This is a genomic window from Streptomyces sp. BK239 (assembly GCF_004217285.1).
GTDB lineage: Bacteria > Actinomycetota > Actinomycetes > Streptomycetales > Streptomycetaceae > Streptomyces.
In genome coordinates this window covers 174,119-188,221 of the sequence record NZ_SHKS01000002.1, presented here as the reverse complement: position 1 = coordinate 188,221, position 14,103 = coordinate 174,119, and the positions used below count along the sequence as shown (strand labels likewise).

Annotated in this window: 14 protein-coding genes and 1 tRNA gene; 8 read left to right on the top strand and 7 right to left on the bottom strand. The window is 72.2% G+C overall.

Going from position 1 to position 14,103, the window contains the following annotated elements; all coding sequences use genetic code 11:
• The first annotated feature begins 119 nt into the window (after positions 1-119).
• From EV567_RS06715 to EV567_RS06680, 8 genes are all read left to right on the top strand, one after another.
• On the top strand, positions 120-1,058 hold the full coding sequence (locus tag EV567_RS06715) for a beta-ketoacyl-ACP synthase III (RefSeq protein ID WP_130437733.1): 939 nt from the start codon (positions 120-122) through the stop codon (positions 1,056-1,058).
• A gap of 119 nt (positions 1,059-1,177) precedes the next feature.
• A tRNA-Leu gene (locus tag EV567_RS06710) sits at positions 1,178-1,262 on the top strand.
• A 438-nt stretch (positions 1,263-1,700) separates the two neighbouring features.
• Positions 1,701-2,882: an ATP-binding protein gene (locus EV567_RS06705; RefSeq protein ID WP_130437732.1), complete on the top strand. Its 1,182-nt coding sequence runs from the start codon at positions 1,701-1,703 to the stop codon at positions 2,880-2,882.
• Positions 2,879-3,280: a roadblock/LC7 domain-containing protein gene (locus EV567_RS06700; RefSeq protein WP_130437731.1), complete on the top strand. Its 402-nt coding sequence runs from the start codon at positions 2,879-2,881 to the stop codon at positions 3,278-3,280. Before EV567_RS06705 ends, EV567_RS06700 begins: the two co-directional genes overlap by 4 nt.
• Positions 3,277-3,654 carry a DUF742 domain-containing protein gene (locus tag EV567_RS06695; protein WP_130437730.1) on the top strand — a complete coding sequence of 126 codons (378 nt, stop codon included), beginning with the start codon at positions 3,277-3,279 and terminating at the stop codon, positions 3,652-3,654. The genes EV567_RS06700 and EV567_RS06695 overlap by 4 nt, the downstream gene beginning before the upstream one ends.
• The gene (locus EV567_RS06690) at positions 3,629-4,222 is read left to right on the top strand and encodes an ATP/GTP-binding protein (protein ID WP_130437729.1); all 594 of its coding nucleotides are present in this window, start codon (positions 3,629-3,631) and stop codon (positions 4,220-4,222) included. The genes EV567_RS06695 and EV567_RS06690 overlap by 26 nt, the downstream gene beginning before the upstream one ends.
• Before the next feature lie 9 nt (positions 4,223-4,231).
• On the top strand, positions 4,232-5,575 hold the full coding sequence (locus tag EV567_RS06685; protein ID WP_130437728.1) for a cytochrome P450: 1,344 nt from the start codon (positions 4,232-4,234) through the stop codon (positions 5,573-5,575).
• 294 nt (positions 5,576-5,869) lie between these two features.
• Positions 5,870-7,051 carry a tryptophan dimethylallyltransferase family protein gene (locus EV567_RS06680; protein WP_130437727.1) on the top strand — a complete coding sequence of 394 codons (1,182 nt, stop codon included), beginning with the start codon at positions 5,870-5,872 and terminating at the stop codon, positions 7,049-7,051.
• Positions 7,052-7,119: 68 nt separating this feature from the next.
• Here EV567_RS06680 and EV567_RS06675 read toward each other — a convergent pair whose 3' ends face one another.
• The 7 genes from EV567_RS06675 to EV567_RS06645 all read right to left on the bottom strand — a co-directional run bounded on the left by EV567_RS06675 (position 7,120) and on the right by EV567_RS06645 (position 14,089).
• On the bottom strand, positions 7,120-8,406 hold the full coding sequence (locus EV567_RS06675) for an NAD(P)/FAD-dependent oxidoreductase (RefSeq protein ID WP_130437726.1): 1,287 nt from the start codon (positions 8,404-8,406) through the stop codon (positions 7,120-7,122).
• Between the two features lie 132 nt (positions 8,407-8,538).
• Positions 8,539-9,237: a GntR family transcriptional regulator gene (locus EV567_RS06670; protein ID WP_130437725.1), complete on the bottom strand. Its 699-nt coding sequence runs from the start codon at positions 9,235-9,237 to the stop codon at positions 8,539-8,541.
• Complete coding sequence (locus EV567_RS06665; protein ID WP_130437724.1) at positions 9,234-10,235, bottom strand: proline racemase family protein; 1,002 nt, start codon at positions 10,233-10,235, stop codon at positions 9,234-9,236. Before EV567_RS06665 ends, EV567_RS06670 begins: the two co-directional genes overlap by 4 nt.
• A 25-nt stretch (positions 10,236-10,260) precedes the next feature.
• Positions 10,261-11,157 (bottom strand): dihydrodipicolinate synthase family protein, encoded by an 897-nt coding sequence (locus EV567_RS06660; protein WP_130437723.1) that lies wholly within the window; start codon positions 11,155-11,157, stop codon positions 10,261-10,263.
• Between the two features lie 61 nt (positions 11,158-11,218).
• Complete coding sequence (locus tag EV567_RS06655; RefSeq protein WP_130437722.1) at positions 11,219-12,646, bottom strand: NAD(P)/FAD-dependent oxidoreductase; 1,428 nt, start codon at positions 12,644-12,646, stop codon at positions 11,219-11,221.
• On the bottom strand, positions 12,639-12,938 hold the full coding sequence (locus EV567_RS06650) for a (2Fe-2S)-binding protein (RefSeq protein WP_130437721.1): 300 nt from the start codon (positions 12,936-12,938) through the stop codon (positions 12,639-12,641). Before EV567_RS06650 ends, EV567_RS06655 begins: the two co-directional genes overlap by 8 nt.
• Complete coding sequence (locus EV567_RS06645; protein ID WP_130437720.1) at positions 12,935-14,089, bottom strand: FAD-binding oxidoreductase; 1,155 nt, start codon at positions 14,087-14,089, stop codon at positions 12,935-12,937. Before EV567_RS06645 ends, EV567_RS06650 begins: the two co-directional genes overlap by 4 nt.
• Positions 14,090-14,103: the final 14 nt, after the last annotated feature.

Here is a 14,103-nt window from a genome sequence, read left to right as displayed (position 1 = left end):
CTAGCGGGAAACCGACAAGCCCGGCTCGTGTTTCCTGTCGCTTGTCGCGTCCCCGTACCCGCGAGTCACTCACCAGACTGGTGGATCCCGCTACCCAAGGCAACGAGGGGGACCCGCTCATGAACGGCTCGCGCATCACCGCCATCGGCCACTACCAGCCCGCCAAGGTGCTCACCAACGAGGAACTGGCGGGCATGGTCGACACCAGTGACGAGTGGATCACGAGCCGGGTGGGCATCCGCACGCGGCACATCGCGGGCCCCGACGAGCCCGTAGACGAACTGGCCGCGCACGCCGCCGCCAAGGCCCTCGCGACGGCCGGGCTCACCCCCGCCGACATCGACCTCGTGCTGGTGGCCACCTCCACGGCCGTCGACCGCTCGCCCAACATGGCCGCCCGGGTCGCCGCCCGCCTCGGCATCCCGGGTCCGGCGGTGATCGACGTCAACGTGGTGTGCGCCGGCTTCACCCACGCGTTGGCCACCGCCGACCACACCGTCCGGGCCGGGGCCGCGCGCCGCGCCCTGGTGATCGGGGCCGACAAGATGTCCGAGGTGACCGACTGGAACGACCGCACCACCTGCGTCCTCGTCGGCGACGGGGCGGGGGCCGCCGTGGTCGAGGCGTCCGAGCAGCCGGGCATCGCGCCGGTGCTGTGGGGCTCGGTGCCCGAGATGGGGAACGCGGTGCGCATCGAGGGGCAGCCCGCCCGGTTCGCACAGGAGGGGCAGAGCGTCTACCGCTGGGCGACGACCCGGCTGCCACCGCTCGCCCGGGAGGCGTGCGAGCGGGCGGGGCTCACCCCCGAGGACCTCGCCGCCGTCGTCCTGCACCAGGCGAACCTGCGGATCATCGAACCCCTCGCGCAGAAGATCGGCGCCGTCAACGCGGTGGTCGCGCGCGATGTGACCGATTCCGGGAACACCTCCGCCGCGAGCATCCCGCTCGCCTTCTCCAAGCTGGTCGAGCAGGGCGTGCTCTCCACCGGCGACCCGGTCCTGCTGTTCGGCTTCGGCGGGAACCTGTCGTACGCGGGACAGGTCGTCCGCTGCCCGTGATCGGCCCCCGGCGGGGCGGGGCCCCGGGCCGGTGAATACGCAGGTGAAACGCACTCCCAAAGCTTGGTATGGTTGTCCTCGTCGCCGCGGGGACCACCCGCACGGGCGGCAGACACCTTGTCCGGGTGGCGGAATGGCAGACGCGCTAGCTTGAGGTGCTAGTGCCCTTTATCGGGCGTGGGGGTTCAAGTCCCCCCTCGGACACTCATCACAAACCCGCATCGGGGTGCACCCGGTGCGGGTTTTGTCGTGTGTGCGCCCGCCGCCCGCCGATCTCCTCGAATGCCGCGGAACACCGTTATGCCGCAGAGCGCTGTTACGTCGCAGAACACCGTTACGCCGCAGAGCGTTGTTATGCCGCGGAACCCCGTTTATCGCTTCCGGGCGGCGCGGCCTGTCGCGAAGCTGTCGGCGCGCTGTCTGACGGGCCGTCAATGAGCGTCAAGGGCGCGTATGTTGGCGGTCGTTGATCGCATCTTGTGGTGATACGATCACGGCGCTTGTAGAGCGGGCGGATGGGTGGAAGACGACATCCTCGACTACGGGGACGGTCCGGGCGTTGACCCCGCTGCGGGCGGTCCGCCGGTCCACCCGCGTTGACGGGAATTCAGCACTGGCCGTCAGTCGCCTGAAGAGAGTCTTATGACTGATTACATACAGAACCCGGTATTCTGGGCTCTCCTCGTCGCCGTGATCGTCGCAGTCGCCCTCCTTGTTCGCCAGCGGAGGGCCACGCGCGCGTTAAGGCAGGAGTTCGCAGATCTCAGGGCTCAGCACACCGAGCTGGAGAACGGGTACGCGAAATCCGTCGAGGCAGCCCAGGACAGAGCCGAAGAGGCAACGAAAACCGTCCTGAAGTCCGCGATGCGGACCCTTCAGGGCCTCGCCGCGGAACAGCAGTTGATCGTTTCCCGGTTGCAGAACAAATACGGCGAGTCGGTCATCCTCCAGGACCTCCTGGAGATCGACCACACCAACTCCCAGTTCGGCCGCCGGGCCCAGTCCATCGCGGTGCTCTGCGACGGTTGGCTCGGCCGCCAGCGCGACGTGGCCTCCGTGTACGACGTGGTCCGCAGCGCACAGGGCAGGATCCGCCACTACCGGCGGGTGGAAATCCTCTCGCAGGTCGATTTCGGCATCACGAGCCGCGCCGTCGAACCGGTGGCGCTGGCCCTCGCCGAAATGCTCGACAACGCCACCAGCTATTCCAGCCCGGACACCGTCGTCGAAATCAACATCCGCACCGTCCCCAAGGGGATCTGCATCGTCGTGGACGACGCGGGTGTCGGAATGAACGACGAGGAGCGGGCTCGCGCGGAGAAACTCCTGTCGAGCGAACGCGTCTCCGGCGTCTCGGGGCTCGGAAACCCGCCCCAGTTCGGATTCGCGGTGATCGGAGTCCTCGCCGAACGCTTCGGCTTCGAAGTGTCGGTCGACTCCTCCTCGCCCTACGGCGGCGTACGTGCGGTCCTCCTCCTGCCGCACGACCTGCTCACCAGCGCGCCCGAGCAGAAGGAGCCGGCCCCGGCCGTCACCGCGGCCCCCGCCCCCGCCCCCACCCGCGGCGGGCCGGAACCCGTACCCACCGCGACCGGCACCACCGCCGACGGACTGCCCAAGCGGCGCCGCAAGAGGCCGATGGCCATCGTCCCCGGCAGCGCGTCGAACACCCCCTCCTCCGCCCGCTCGGGCGCGGAGACGGCGGCGATCATGGGCGCGTTCCAGCGCGGCACCCAGTCGGGCCGACGGGCCACCCCTGCGGACAACGCGGAACAGACGAGCAGCACACGCGGTACGAGAAACGAAGGGCATGAGTTCTCGTGAACGACGATCTGTCATGGATGCTTGACAGCGCCCTGGAGATTCCCGGGGCCCTGCACGCCGTCCTGATCTCCGCCGACGGGCTGCTGATGGCCCGGACGCAGGACTTCGGCAAGGACGACGCGGACCGGGTCGCCGCCGCGATGAGCGGCGTGCAGTCGCTCAGCCGCTCCCTCGCCTTCTTCTGCGAGGACACCACCCAGAGGTGGCGGCAGACCCTGGTCGAGTTCGACGGGGGCTGGGTCTTCCTCATCTCCGCCGGCGAGGGCGCCTACCTCGGCGTCTCGGCCTCCCCGGACGTCGACATGGCGGACATCACCTTCCGGATGCAGCAGCTCGTCGGCCAGCTCGGCAAGGCCCTGACGACACCGCCGCGCGAGAACCTCGGCGCCCGCTCATGACGGGTTTCGGTGAACTCGAGCCGCAGACGCCGGAGTTAGTGCGTCCGTACGTCATCACCAAAGGACGCGGACTGCCCGACGAGGAGAAGCTCTCCCTCATCACCCTGGTCACGGCGACCGCCGACCACCGGCAGCGGCCCACGCGGCTCTCCCCGGAGGAGCAGAAGCTGCTCGACCTGTGCTCCGCCGGCTACCTCTCGGTCGCCGAGATCGCGGGGCACACCCAACTGCCCCTCGGCGTGGTGAAGATCCTGCTCGCCGCCCTCACCGAGGGCGGCTACCTCGTCACCCGCCCGCCCGTGCAGCGGGCGCCCCTCGCCGACCGGGAGATCCTGGAGGAGGTGCTGAATGGTCTCAGGGCCAAGTTTGGATGAGCAGGCGTACGTCCGCGGCGGCGCGACGCAGACCGCCGTGAAGATCCTCGTCGTCGGCCACTTCGCGGTGGGCAAGACCACGTTCATCGGCGCGATCTCCGAGATCGAGCCGCTGTCCACCGAGGAGACGATGACACGGGCCGCCGAGTCCGTCGACGACCTCAAGGGCGTCCAGGGCAAGACCACCACCACGGTCGCCATGGACTTCGGCCGCCTCACCATCAGCGACCGGGTCGTGCTCTACCTGTTCGGAACGCCGGGCCAGCAGCGCTTCGTGCAGATGTGGGAGGACATGGCCCGGGGCGCGCTCGGCGCGCTGGTGCTGGTCGACCCCGAGCGGCTCGCGGACTCCTTCGCCGTGATCGACCTCATCGAGCAGTACGGCCTCGACTACGCCATCGCCGTCAACCACTTCGACGGCAGCCCCCTGCGGGACGAGAACGCCCTGCGCGAGGCGCTGGACCTGCTCGACGACACCCCCGTCGTCACCTGCGACGCGCGGGACGAGCAGTCGTCGGCCGAAGCGCTGATCACTCTCGTCCGCCATCTGCAGGACCGTGCCCACTAGGAGCAACACATGGACCGACCCACCGCTCCGGCGCCCCCGCCCGGGTGCCCGGCGCACAACAGCGGCGGCGCAGTGCCGCTGCACGGGCCGGAGTTCGCCGCCGACCCGCAGGCCTACTACGCCTACCTGCGGCACTTCGGGCCCACCGCGCCCGTCGAGCTCGCCCCCGGCGTCGAGGCCACCCTCGTCACCGACTATGCCACCGCGCTGCACCTCCTGCAGGACTCGGCCTCGTTCCGCAAGGACTCCCGCCGCTGGCGTGACTTCAACGACGGCAAGATCGCCCCGGACAGCCCCGTGGTGCCTCTCCTGTCGTACCGGCCGAACTGCATGTTCAGCGACGGCGCCGAACACCTGAGGCTGCGTCAGGCAATCACGGACAGCATGGCGCGCATCGACTCGCGCCGGCTGAGCCAGTCCACCGAGCGGATCTCCGACTTCCTCATCTCCCAGTTCAGCTCACGCGGTTCGGCCGACCTGGTCGGCGGCTACGCCCGGCAGCTGCCGCTGTTCGTGTTCAACGAACTGTTCGGCTGCACCGCCGACATCGGCGACCGCGTGTTCTTCGGCATCTCCGGCATGTTCGACGGGGTCAACGCCGAGAAGGCGATCGCAGTGCTGTTCGAGGCGGTCGGCGAGCTCATCGCGCTCAAGCGGGCCAAGCCCGGTGACGACGTCACCTCGTGGCTGATGCAGCATCAGTCCGCGCTCACCGACGAGGAGATGGTCCACCAGCTGGCCCTGCTGCTCGGGGCGGGGGCCGAGGCGCTGGTCAACCTCATCGGCAACACCCTGCACCGGCTGCTCACCGACGACCGGTACGCCTACAAGGGCGGACTGATCGAGGAGGCGCTGGACGACACGCTGTGGGAGAACCCGCCGATGACGAACTACGCGGCCCACTACCCGGTGGCCGACATGGAGTTCGCCGGCCAGAAGCTCTCGGCGGGCGACCTGGTGCTGGTGAGCTTCGCCGCCGCCAACACCGGCCCGGCGCTGACGGCGGCCCGGCAGGCGGGCAGCAACCGGGCGCACCTGGCGTGGAGCGCGGGCCCGCACGCCTGCCCCTCCAAGGACCCCGCCCGGCACATCGCCGTCGCCGCCATCGAGAACCTGCTCAACCAGCTGCCGGACGTCGAACTCTCCGTTCCCGAGGACAGTCTGACGTGGCGTCCGGGGGCGTTCAGTCGCGGTCTGACCACTCTGCCCGCGCGGTTCACCCCGGTCCAGCCGGTACGCCGGCCGGTCGCGCAGACCCGCACCGAGGCGCCCTCGGCGCCCACGGCGGGCACCGGCCGCAGGGGTGAACGAGGAGGAATGTGGAGCCAGTTCCTCAACTGGCTGACGAAGTGATTCAGACGACATCCACAGCCTTCCCGACAACTGCATGAAGTTTCAACGGCGGGGGTAGTGAGCAACGCGGAACCCGTGTTGCTCACGAGAAGAAGGAGGTGTCGTGGACCTCATGTGCCTCGACGCCGAAGCCGTCAGACCCGACTCCGGACGGCCCCAGCCCGCGCCCCACATAACCTGGGGGCGCGTCGCCGCCCCCACCCGACGGGCTCAACTCCACACGCAGGACAGCGAGATACCCGCCCCGACCGGCGGGTATCTTCATGCCCGCCCCCCCGCTCACGGGGAGGCAAGGTGACCGCCCCCACGCTCGACGAGTCTCGTGGCACGGACACTTCGACGCTCGGCTCCCTCACCTCCGCCCAACTGGCCCGCCTGTGCGGGGTCGCCGGGCTGAGCGCCGTCGACGCGAAGACCTACGCCGCCTTGCTCGCCGAGGCGCTGGGACCGGTCGCCGAACGGCCGCTGCACCTTCCGCCGCCGTCGCGGACCTGCCTCTCCGACGACCACACGCCGGTCGAGTACTCGCTCTCCTTCCTCCCGGACGGCGCCTGCGCCCTGCGCGTCCTCGTCGAACCCGGCTGCGCGGCCCCCGACCTGGCGCGAAACGGCCGTGTCGGACTCGACGTCATCCGCGACATGGCCTACCGCTGGGGCTTCTCCACCGACCGGCTCGACGAGCTGGAGGACCTCTTCCTGCCGCCCGCGCCGCAGGGAGCCCTCGCCCTGTGGTGCGCCCTGGAGCTGCGCCCCGGCGGCATTCCCATGCTGAAGGTGTACCTGAACCCGGCCGCCAACGGGGCCGAGCACTGCGCCGAGACGGTGCGCGAGGCCCTGGACCGGCTCGGTCACGGGCAGGCGTTCGCCTCTCTGCCCCCGGCCGACGGCTACCCCTTCCTCGCCCTGGACCTGGGCGACTGGGAGAGCCCGCGGGTCAAGGTCTACCTGCGTCACGACCGCCTCTCCGTCGCCGAGGCGGCCGGCCTGTCCCGGATGGACGCCGGCCCCGGCCCGGCGGAGATCGAGCGGTTCCTGCGCACGGCTTCGGGGCTCGGGGAGAGCGTCTTCGGCGACGACCTCTTAGGCGCCGTCGAGACCGGCCCCGACGGAGAGGAACGGCTCACCGGCCGTCCCGTCCTGACATGTCATGCCTTCACCAAAACGAGCGTCGGACGTCCCACCGGCTTCACCCTGCACGTCCCGGTCCGGGGCTACGCGGCGCATGACGGCGAGTCCCTCTCCCGGGCCACCGACGTCCTGCGCGCCTACGGCATGGACCCCGCTCCGCTGCCCAGGGCCCTGGCCGCCGTCACCTCGCGCCCCCTGGAGGACGGGGTGGGACTCGTCGCCTACCTGGCGCTGGCCCACCAGCGGGGCCGCCCCCCGCGCGTGACCACATACATCTCCTCGGAGGCGTACGACGTCCGCCCGCCCGCCACCCCCCGCCCCGTCACCGCAGCCACGGCGACCGGCTGACGCGCGCAGCGCAGGGCCCGGAGGGGAGCCGTACACCGCCGCACCGCTCCCCTCACCGCCTCACCCGCTCACACCTCGCCCAGCTCCCGCAGGTAGGGCTCCACGTTGACCTGGATCGACGCGCCCTCCGTCTGGCCGTACTGACCGGCGATGCCCGCGAGGTGGGTGGCGATCTCCTTGTGCATGACCTCCGGTTCCGGGAGGACGGCTTCGCCCGTGACGAGGCGTGCGATCCACCGCGACTGGGCCTCCACGAGCCGGGTGATGGAGCCCAACGGCCTTACCAGGCCCACGAAGTAGAGCCCGGGCCGGTCGGCGGCCACGACCCGCTTGTACAGCTCGACCGACCCCTGCGTGCCGACGGGGCAGCCGGCCGGCAGGAACGGGAAGGACATGCGGTAGCCGGTGCAGTGGACAACGGCGTCGGCCCGCTCCGAGGTGCCGTCGGCGAAGACCACCCGGTCGCCGTCGAAACGCTCGATCGCGGGCCTGGGCGTGATCGCGCCGTGGCGGATGCGACTGAGGAGCTCGTCCGAGATGGTGACGGCCGAGGCGAAGAGCGGGTGGTCGGGCTCGGGCAGCCCGTAGTCGGCGAGCCGGCCGCGTATGACGAGCAGCGCCTGCTCGACGAAACGCCGTTGCTCCGCCAGGGACATGGCGGACCACCAGGGCGCGCGGGCGATCTCGTCCAGCGGCATACCGAACAGCTGCTTGGGCAGGACGTGCAGCCCGCGGCGCACCGAGAGCAGGGTCCGCGCGGCGTGCCGGGAGAGGTCTGCGGCGATGTCCACCGCCGACGCGCCGAGCCCCACGACGACGACGTCCTGGCCCGCGAACTCGGCGCCGTCGTGGTAGTCGAGGGCGTGCAGGATCCGGCCGGTGAACGTCTCGGAGCCGGGCGGCGGAGCGGGCAGGGACGGCTCGGAGTTGTGCCCCGACGCGACGACCACGTGGGTGAAGCTCCGCGAGGCGCGCGCGCCGCCGGCGTCGAGGCTGCCGACGGTCCACGTCCCGTCCGCCTCCTGCCGTACGGACTCCACGGTCGTCCCCGTCTCGACGTGGTCCAGGACGCCGGACCACTCGGCGAAGGAGCGCAGGTACGCGGCGACGTCGCTGTGCCGGGGGTAGGTGGGGTAGGAGGCCGGCATCGGGAAACCGGCGTAACCGGTCAGGTCCTTGGCGGTGTTGAGGTGCAGCGACAGATAGCCCGGGCCGCGCTCCCCGGCCTGCGGCCGCCGCCAGATGCCGCCGACGTCGGGCGCCTGCTCCAGGCAGACGAACCCGATGCCCGCGGACTTGAGCGCGTGTGCCGTCGCCAGTCCCGACAGACCCGCACCGATGAGACACACACGCACGACTTCCCCCACTGGAACGACACCGCCTTCACCGGACACGCGCAGTGCCTGCCCATCCCCTGTCTACAGCAACCCGCGAGAAAGATCACAGGAGTTGGGGGTGGCGGCCGGGGAGCTGGGCGATGCGCGCCGTCAGGACTCTGCGGACGCCCACATGCCCCGGACGTGTCCCAGGTGCCGTGTCATGACCTCGCGCACGGCCCGCTCGTCTCGGGCGATCAACGCGTCCAGCAGCTCCAGGTGTTCCTCCGCCGAGGCCGGCAGACGGCCCGACGCGGAGAGCGCGGTCAGGCCGTACAGCCGGGCCCGGCCGCGCAGGTCGCGGACCACCTCGACCAGGTGGGCGTTGCCGGCGAGGGCGAGCAGGCCCAGATGGAAGCGGGTGTCGGCCTCGACGTAGGCGATGAGGTCACCCGCCGCGGCCGCTGCGACGATCTCCCGGGCGGCCGGACGCAGCGCCTCCAGCTCCACCGGGTCGGCGCCGGTCGCCAGCGCGGCCACCGTGGGGATCTCGATGAGCGCCCGGACGTGCGTGTACTCGTCGAGCTGCCGCTCGGAGACGTCGGTGACCCGGAACCCCTTGTTGGGGACCGCGTCGACCAGGCCCTCCTTGGCGAGGTCGAGCAGCGCCTCCCGCACGGGCGTCGCCGACACGCCGAACCGGGCGGCCAGCGCCGGCGCCGAGTGCACCTGACCGGGACGCAGTTCACCGGCGATCAGCGCCGCCCGCAGCGCCTCGGCGACCCGCTCGCGGTAACTGCTGCGACGCCCCCCGAGCACGGGCAGCCGCGGTGCGGCGGGCCGTACGGCGCCGGAGGCTCCGCCGGTCACAGCACGAACCCGGCGGGGAACGGGTCGGTCGGGTCCAGCAGGTACTGGGCCGTGCCGGTGATCCAGGCGCGGCCCGTGAAACTGGGCAGCACCGCCGGACGCCCGGCCACCTCCGTCGTCCCGAGCAGCCGCCCGGTGAAGCGCGTGCCGATGAACGACTCGTTCACGAACTCGGTGTGCAGGGGAAGTTCACCGCGCGCGTGCAGTTGCGCCATGCGCGCGCTGGTCCCCGTGCCGCAGGGCGAGCGGTCGAACCAGCCCGGGTGGATGGCCATCGCGTGCCGAGAGTGACGGGCGGTCGCACCGGGCGCGTAGAGGTGCACGTGGTGGCAGCCCCGGATCGACGGGTCCTCCGGATGCACCGGCTCCGCCTCGGAGTTGATCGCCTCCATCAACGCCAGCCCGGCCCTCAGGATGTCGTCCTTGCGGGCACGGTCGAAGGGCAGCCCGAACTCCTCCAGCGGAAGGATCGCGTAGAAGTTCCCGCCGTACGCGAGGTCGTAGGTCACCGTACGGCCGTCGGCCAGCGTCGCCTTCCTGTCCAGGCCGACGGCGAAGGAGGGCACGTTGCGCAACGTCACCGCACGGGCCGCCCCGTCCTCGACCGCAACCTCGGCGACGACCGGCCCCGCCGGGGTGTCCAGACGGATGGTGGTCACCGGTTCGACGACCTCCACCATGCCCGTCTCGACGAGCACGGTCGCCACCCCGATCGTGCCGTGACCGCACATCGGCAGATAGCCGGAGACCTCGATGTAGACCACGCCCCAGTCGCAGTCCGCCCGGGTGGGCGGCTGGAGGACCGCACCGCTCATCGCCGAGTGGCCGCGCGGCTCGTTCATCAGCAACTGCTTGATTTCGTCCCGGTGTTCACGGAAGTACAACCGGCGCTCGTTCATCGTGGCCCCGGGGATCGTGCCGATCCCGCCGGTGATCACCCGGGTGGGCATGCCCTCGGTGTGCGAGTCGACGGCGTGCAGGACGAGTCTGCTGCGCATGGGAACTCCCTTCTGGGAACGGCGGTCACGCGAGCCCGGCGGCGACGGCCTTCTCGGTGGCCGCCCGGACGGCCGCCTCCTGCTCCGGCGGCAACGGGACCCGCGGCGGCCGGCAGGGGCCGCCGTACCGGCCGACGACGTCCATCGACATCTTGATGGCCTGCACGAACTCCACCCGTGAGTCCCAGCGCAGCAGCGGGTGCAGCTGCCGGTACAAGGGCAGCGCCGCGGTGAGGTCCCCCGCCACGGCGGACCGGTACAGCTCGACCGAGGCGCGGGGGAGCGCGTTGGGGTACCCGGCCACCCAGCCCTTCGCCCCGGCCACCGCCAGCTCCAGCAGCACATCGTCCGCGCCGATCAACAAGTCGAGTTCCGGTGCGAGTTCGGCGATGCGGTAGGCGCGGCGCACATCGCCCGAGAACTCCTTCACCCCGTGGATCAGTCCCTCCCCGTGCAGCCGGGCGAGGAGTTCGGGCACGAGGTCGACCTTGGTGTCGATCGGGTTGTTGTACGCCACCACCGGCAGGCCCGTCTTCGCCACCTCGGCGTAGTGCGCCACCACCGACCGCTCGTCGGCGCGGTAGGCGTTGGGCGGCAGCAGCATCACCGCTGCGCAGCCCGCCTCCCGCGCCTGTTCGGCCCAGCGGCGCGCCTCCGCCGAGCCGTACGCGGCGACGCCGGGCATCACCCGCTCCCCGCCGACGGCGGCGACCGCGGTCTTCACCACCTCGGCGCGCTCCTCGGGGGTGAGCACCTGGTACTCGCCGAGCGAGCCGTTCGGCACGACGCCGTCGCACCCGTTGGCGACGAGCCAGGCGCAGTGCTCGGCGTAGCGGTCGTGGTCGACGCGGAGGTCGTCGTCGAGGGGAAGCGCGGTGGCGACGAGGACGCCGCGCCAGGGGCGGGCGGTCGGGGCGGTCATACGAAGGCCTCTCTTCTCGGTCGGGACTGCACTGGCTCGTCGATCGGGCGGCGGTGAAGGGTCATCCGGGCGGTGGCGCCGTACCGTCCGGCGGGGCCGTCCCGGGTGGCGGCGCGGCGAGGATTCCGAGGGGCACCGGGCGGGCCAACGAGCGTCGTGCGGGCGTGAGTCCGCAGCCGGCGACGCCCGCGACTCCGGGCTCGCACATCCTGCCCTGGCACCAGCCCATGCCCGCCCTCGTCAGCAGCTTCACGGTGCGCAGGTCGCCCGCGCCGAGCGAGCCGACGGCCTCGCGGACCGCGCCGGCGGTCACCTCCTCGCACCGGCACACGACCGTCGCGTCGGTCACGGACTCCTCCCACCGCACGGGCGCCGCGTACGCGCCCTCCAACTCCGCCGCGAAGGACCGCTGCCGAGCGCGTACCCGGGCGGGCGCGGCCCGTCCCCGGAGGTCGGGGGCGGCGCCTCGGAGCCGGGCGGCGGCGGACCGTCCGGCGAGGTGGCCCTCGGCGAGGGACAGGGCCGCGCCGCCGACGCCCGTGGCCTCCCCGGCGGCCCAGACACCGGGGACGTCGGTGCGCTGCTCGTCGTCGACATGGACGTTCGGCCCCTCGAGACGGCAGCCCAGCCCTTCGGCGAGGTCGGTGTGGGGGAGCAGTCCGTGGCCGACGGCGAGGGTGTCGCAGGGCAGCCGCCGCCCGGAGCCGGGCAAGGCCCGTCCTGCCGAGTCGAGCCGGGCGACGGTGACGGCCTCCAGGCGATCTCGGCCGTGCGCCTCCAGCACGGCGTGCCGCGTCATCACCGGCACGCGCCGCGACGCGAGCCGGACCGCGTGACCGGCCGCCTCGACGAGCTTTGCGGCCTGGCCGCCCAGCGCGCGGGCCCGGCGGGCGAAGTCCCTCGGGTCGGCCGACTCGACCAGGCCCACGACCCGGGCGCCGGCCGTCGCGAGGCCGGTGGCGACGGGCAGCAACAGGGGGCCGGTCCCGGCCACGACCACCGCACGGCCGGGCAGCACGAGCCCGCCCTTCAGCATGGCCTGGGCGCCGCCCGCGGTGACCACGCCGGGCAGGGTCCACCCCGGGAACGGCAGGACCTTCTCGTAGGCGCCCGTCGCCAGCAGCACCCCGTCCGCGTGGACGGCGACCGACTCGTCCTGCCGTGCGCCGACCAGCGCGTGCACCTCGAAGCCGGCCGACCGGCGCTCCACGCACCACACATGATGGTCACTCAGGTGCGTGACGCGTCCGGCGGCGATGTGGGCGGCGAGCCCTTCGCGCAGGCGCTCCCAGGTGCGCCACTGGTGGTGCAGCGCCTGCGGGCGGCGGGCGCCGAGCGCTCGGGCGGGCTGCCGGTAGTACTGCCCGCCCGCCTCGGCCGCGGAGTCGACCAGCACGACCTGGACGCCCCGGGCGGCGGCCGCGAGCGCGGCGGCGAGCCCGGCCGGTCCGGCCCCGATCACCGCGAGCACCGCGGCGCGTTCAGCCATCGTGACCCGTCCCCTCCTGCGTGCGGATGTCCGCGCCCGGCAAGGCCGGTGTCACACACGCCCGTTGACCCGGGCGGCCGTCCACCGCCACCAGGCAGTCGAAGCACACGCCGATCCCGCAGAACACACCACGGGGCCGCCCCTCACGGCGGGTCGTGCGCCACGAGGTGACGCCCGCCGACCACAGGGCCGCCGCGATCGTCTGTCCCGGCAGCGCCTCCACGACCCGGCCGTCGAAGGTCACGGTGAACGGGGCGCCGGGCCGGGCCCGGACCAGATCCAGCGGGTTCACGAGGCGGCCTCCTCGGCGAAGCGGTCGGGGCGGAACGGCGCCAGGTCCAGGGCGGGCGCCTCCCCGGTCATGACCTGGGTGATCAACCGCCCGGTGGCGGGGGCGAGTCCGATCCCCGCGCCCTCATGACCGCAGGCGTGGAAGAGGCCGGGAACGCGCGGGTCCGGTCCGACGGCGGGCAGGTGGTCCGGCATGTAGGGGCGGAAGCCCAGATAGGTGCGCATCGCCCTGACGTCGGCGAGGAACGGGAAGAGACGGGTCGCGCCCGCCGCCAGCGCCCTCACCACCGGGAGGGAGAAGGACCGGTCGAACCCGACCCGTTCACGACTCGCGCCGATCAGCACGGGCCCTGCCGCGGTGCCTTCGACGACCGGCGAGGTCTGGAGCGCGGCGGAGTCGCTGGCGACGTCGGCCACGTAGTCGGCGGCGTACACCTTGTGCCGGATGCGGCGCGGCAGCGGCTCGGTGACCAGGACGAAGCCGCGGCGGGGGAGCACGGGCAGTCCGGCGCCCGCGAGCGCGGCGACCTCGCCGCCCCAGGCGCCGGCCGCGTTCACCACGATCGGCGCGAGGAGATCGCCCCGGTCCGTCCCTACGCCGCGTACGCGACCGTCAGGGCCGCGCAGCACCCGCGTCACCGTCCGGCCGGTCTCCAGCCGGGCCTCCGACGCCCGCAGCAGATGGGCTGCCGCCAGGGTCGGCATGACCTGCGCGTCCTGCGGATACAAGACGCCGCCCGCAAGGCCCGCCGCCAGACAAGGTTCCAGGTCGGCGAGTTCACCGGCATCGACCTCGGTCGCCCGCACCCCCGCCGCACGCTGCCCGGCCGCCAGTTCCGCGAGGGCCGTCAGCGCCTCGGGCGTGGAGGCGACGACGAGGCCGCCCTTCGGCTCGTACTCCACCGCCGCGCCCAGCTCTTCGGCCAGCTCACCCCACAACCTCAGGGAAAACAACGCCAGTTCGAGTTCCGGGCCGGGCTCCTTGTCGGAGACGAGGAGGTTCCCCTCGCCGGCTCCCGTCGTACCGCCGGCCACCGGACCCCGGTCCACCACGACGACGTCCAGGCCGGCGCGCGCCGCGTAGAACGCGCAGGCGGCGCCCACCATGCCGGCGCCCACGACCACGACGTCACCCCTGGGATGGTTGGTCACGCCAGTAATATGTC

Coding starts and splice junctions, on each gene's coding strand:
- EV567_RS06715 (WP_130437733.1), top strand. CDS start 120: ATGAACGGCTCGCGCATCACCGCCATCGGCCACTACCAGCCCGCCAAG.
- EV567_RS06705 (WP_130437732.1), top strand. CDS start 1,701: ATGACTGATTACATACAGAACCCGGTATTCTGGGCTCTCCTCGTCGCC.
- EV567_RS06695 (WP_130437730.1), top strand. CDS start 3,277: ATGACGGGTTTCGGTGAACTCGAGCCGCAGACGCCGGAGTTAGTGCGT.
- EV567_RS06690 (WP_130437729.1), top strand. CDS start 3,629: ATGGTCTCAGGGCCAAGTTTGGATGAGCAGGCGTACGTCCGCGGCGGC.
- EV567_RS06685 (WP_130437728.1), top strand. CDS start 4,232: ATGGACCGACCCACCGCTCCGGCGCCCCCGCCCGGGTGCCCGGCGCAC.
- EV567_RS06665 (WP_130437724.1), bottom strand. CDS start 10,235: ATGCGCAGCAGACTCGTCCTGCACGCCGTCGACTCGCACACCGAGGGC.
- EV567_RS06660 (WP_130437723.1), bottom strand. CDS start 11,157: ATGACCGCCCCGACCGCCCGCCCCTGGCGCGGCGTCCTCGTCGCCACC.
- EV567_RS06655 (WP_130437722.1), bottom strand. CDS start 12,646: ATGGCTGAACGCGCCGCGGTGCTCGCGGTGATCGGGGCCGGACCGGCC.